3 protein-coding genes and 1 riboswitch are annotated in these 2,973 nt (G+C 41.0%); all 3 genes read left to right on the top strand.

The features are described from left to right. Window positions 1-250: 250 nt before the first annotated feature. Window positions 251-392: riboswitch (cobalamin riboswitch) on the top strand. A 120-nt stretch (window positions 393-512) separates the two neighbouring features. Beyond that, window positions 513-1,466: an ABC transporter substrate-binding protein gene (locus AC06OU_RS04915; protein ID WP_475854348.1), complete on the top strand. Its 954-nt coding sequence runs from the start codon at window positions 513-515 to the stop codon at window positions 1,464-1,466. A 4-nt stretch (window positions 1,467-1,470) separates the two neighbouring features. Further along, complete coding sequence (locus AC06OU_RS04910) at window positions 1,471-2,454, top strand: FecCD family ABC transporter permease (protein WP_475854349.1); 984 nt, start codon at window positions 1,471-1,473, stop codon at window positions 2,452-2,454. A 1-nt stretch (window position 2,455) separates the two neighbouring features. Then, a partial coding sequence (locus AC06OU_RS04905) for an ABC transporter ATP-binding protein (RefSeq protein WP_475854347.1) occupies window positions 2,456-2,973 on the top strand: 518 nt, incomplete at its 3' end.

Below are 2,973 nucleotides of genomic sequence, written 5' to 3'. Positions count from 1 at the left end.
TGTTTTATATATTATAAAGAAGTCTTTACCAATCAACCAACCACGAACCTTTTCTAATTATTGATTGAAGCGGAAAGCGTCCGCCAGAGCGGAAATCAATTCTACTTTCCACATTTAAAAGAATATACACTTCAATATTCTTTATTAATCGTTCGTATTGTTGAAATGTATAAAATGTATGCTTTTTCAAATACCGACATCATCTCGACAACATTTAAATATAAGGTATAATAAATGCTAAGTAGTAAAAGAATATTTTTTGCGTAAAGGTGCTCTAGTTATTGGATGCTAGAGTTAAAAGGGAAGCTGGTTAGAGTCCAGCGCGGTCCCGCCACTGTAAGTGATGCAAGTGCATCATAAGTCAGAAAACCTGCCTTTACGTACACACCCATTACCTACGCGGATAGGTCTGGTGTAGGTCCGCTTTCGGTATTTTTGGCAGATTTATACCTATCTATCTCTCATCCTAGGATGGGGGATTTTTTGTTGTTTAAAATTAGGAGGAATGAAGGATGAAAAAGTTTTGGTTATTAATTGGGATAGCACTGTTTGTATTGGCTGGGTGCAATGATTCCGAAACACTTCCGTTAAAAAAAGAAGATAGTGTAGAGGTTGGTAGCTCGGAAACAGCATTTCCGCTGACTCTCACTGATGCAGTAGGCCAAGAGATTACGCTAGAGGAAGCTCCGACTTCCATTATATCTATGATTCCAAGCAATACCGAAATTCTATTTGCTTTAGGGCTAAATGAGGAAATTATCGGTGTGAATGATTATGAGAGCTACCCTAAGGAAGCCTTAGAAAAAGAAAAAATTGGTGGCATGGAGTATAACATTGAAAAAATTATCTCTTTAAGTCCGGATATCGTATTCGCTCATGAATCCATTGTTTCCATGGCAGAGGCAGGATTACAGCAGCTCCGAGATGCTGGTGTAAAAGTATTTGTAGTACAGGATGCAAAGGATTTTAACTTAACCTATACAACTATTGAACAAATTGGCCGAGCAACGGGGAAATATGAGGAAGCACAAGCGGTTATAGAGGATATGAAGGCAAAGGTTGACGAAATTCAAGAAAAAGTTGCAAAAGTAGAGACAAAGAAAACAGTATTCGTAGAAACTTCCGATGTACCAGAAATCTATACTCCTGGTAATGGGACATTTATGCAAGAAATTTTAACGATGGTCAATGCAGAAAACATTATGGCCGATCAAGATGGTTGGTTTCAAGTTAACCCAGAGGAAATAGTAAGTCGTAACCCAGATGTTATGTTAATCACCTATGACTACGTGGAAGGAATCGTAGAAAAGGTGAAGCAACGTGATGGCTTTGACACAGTGACTGCCATTCAAAATGATGAGGTGGTACAAGTGGATGAGGATGCAACGAGTCGTCCAGGTCCACGTTTAGTAGAAGGTCTAGAGGAAGTGGCTAAGGCTATTTATCCGGAGGCATTTAGTGAGTAAATCAATGATCGGTTACATCTTGTCACTGGCTACGTTAATCGTAGCCATTTGGCTAGGTGTGTCGGTCGGATCTGTAAAGGTACCGATCAGTACTTTATGGGATACGGGTACAGATGCGATTGCAACAAATATCGTTTGGAAGATTCGCATGCCGCGAGTTATACTCGCAGGATTAGTCGGAGCATCCCTGGCAATAGCGGGAGCAGCTTTTCAAAGCCTGCTTAAAAATCCGCTAGCTGATCCTTATACATTGGGAGTGTCGTCCGGAGCATCTGTTGGTGCAGTGGCTACACTCTTTTTTGGAATATCGGTACCTTTTTTAGGAATGTTCACCCTGCCTGTTTTCAGTATGGTAGGAGCACTTGTAACGATGCTCACCGTAATCACCTTCGCAAAGCTTGTTGATCGAGCGATGAAAATGGAAACGATTATTTTAACAGGCATTATCTTTAGCTCGTTTCTCGGCTCCGTCATTTCCTTAATGATTGCATTAACAGGGGAAGAGCTGAGACAAATAATTGGCTGGCTCCTTGGAAGCGTCTCTATGCGCGGCTGGAGCTATGTTCAAATGGCATTGCCTTTTATAATAATTGGTTCACTTTTATTATGGTTAAACCGTAGGGAGCTAAATGCAATGCTGTTTGGAGAAGAACGAGCACAGCATTTAGGTGTGGAAGTAAAGAAACGTAAAATGATGATACTAATAGGTGGGTCTATGCTTACTGGGACAGCTGTAGCTGTATCGGGAACCATTGGATTTGTCGGACTCGTAGTGCCTCATATGACGAGGCTGTTATTTGGCTCCGATAACCGGCATGTACTCCCGTTAAGCTTCATAAACGGAGCATCGTTATTAATTATTTGTGATCTCGTATCACGTACGATTATATCTCCAACAGAGCTTCCTATTGGAGTTATCACAGCCTTTATAGGTGCACCAGTTTTTGCATTTATCTTCTTCCGACAACGTAAAAAAGGAGCTGCTTAACATGCTAGAGATAAAAAAGCTTTCTGGTGGCTACCATCAAAAGCTTATAGTGCATGACGTCTCCTTTCAGGTATCTAAAGGAGAAATGCTAGGAATATTAGGTCCAAATGGTAGTGGGAAATCCACTCTTTTAAAATTGATGAGTGGCATACTTACACCTTCATCGGGAGAAGTACTAATTGAAGGTAAGCCACTGAAATCCTATTCCTCAAAGGAGCTTGCAAAAAGGCTGGCAGTTTTACCACAGCTGCACAATCAAGCTTTTTCACATACCGTTTTTGATACAGTTTCACTTGGACGATATCCTCATCAATCTGGCTGGTTTTCTACATGGTCGAAAGAGGATGAAATGGCGACGCAGGAGGCAATGAGGCTGACTGCTATTGATCAATATGAAAAGCATTTACTAGAGCTACTATCAGGAGGAGAACAGCAACGAGTTTTTGTAGCGCAGGCTTTAGCTCAGCAGGCTCCAATATTGCTGTTAGATGAGCCGACCAATCACTTGGATATTGCTCA

It is taken from the genome of Psychrobacillus sp. (assembly GCF_056205495.1).
This window is presented reverse-complemented; position numbering and strand designations above follow the sequence as displayed.

Coding starts and splice junctions, on each gene's coding strand:
- AC06OU_RS04910 (WP_475854349.1), top strand. CDS start 1,471: ATGATCGGTTACATCTTGTCACTGGCTACGTTAATCGTAGCCATTTGG.
- AC06OU_RS04915 (WP_475854348.1), top strand. CDS start 513: ATGAAAAAGTTTTGGTTATTAATTGGGATAGCACTGTTTGTATTGGCT.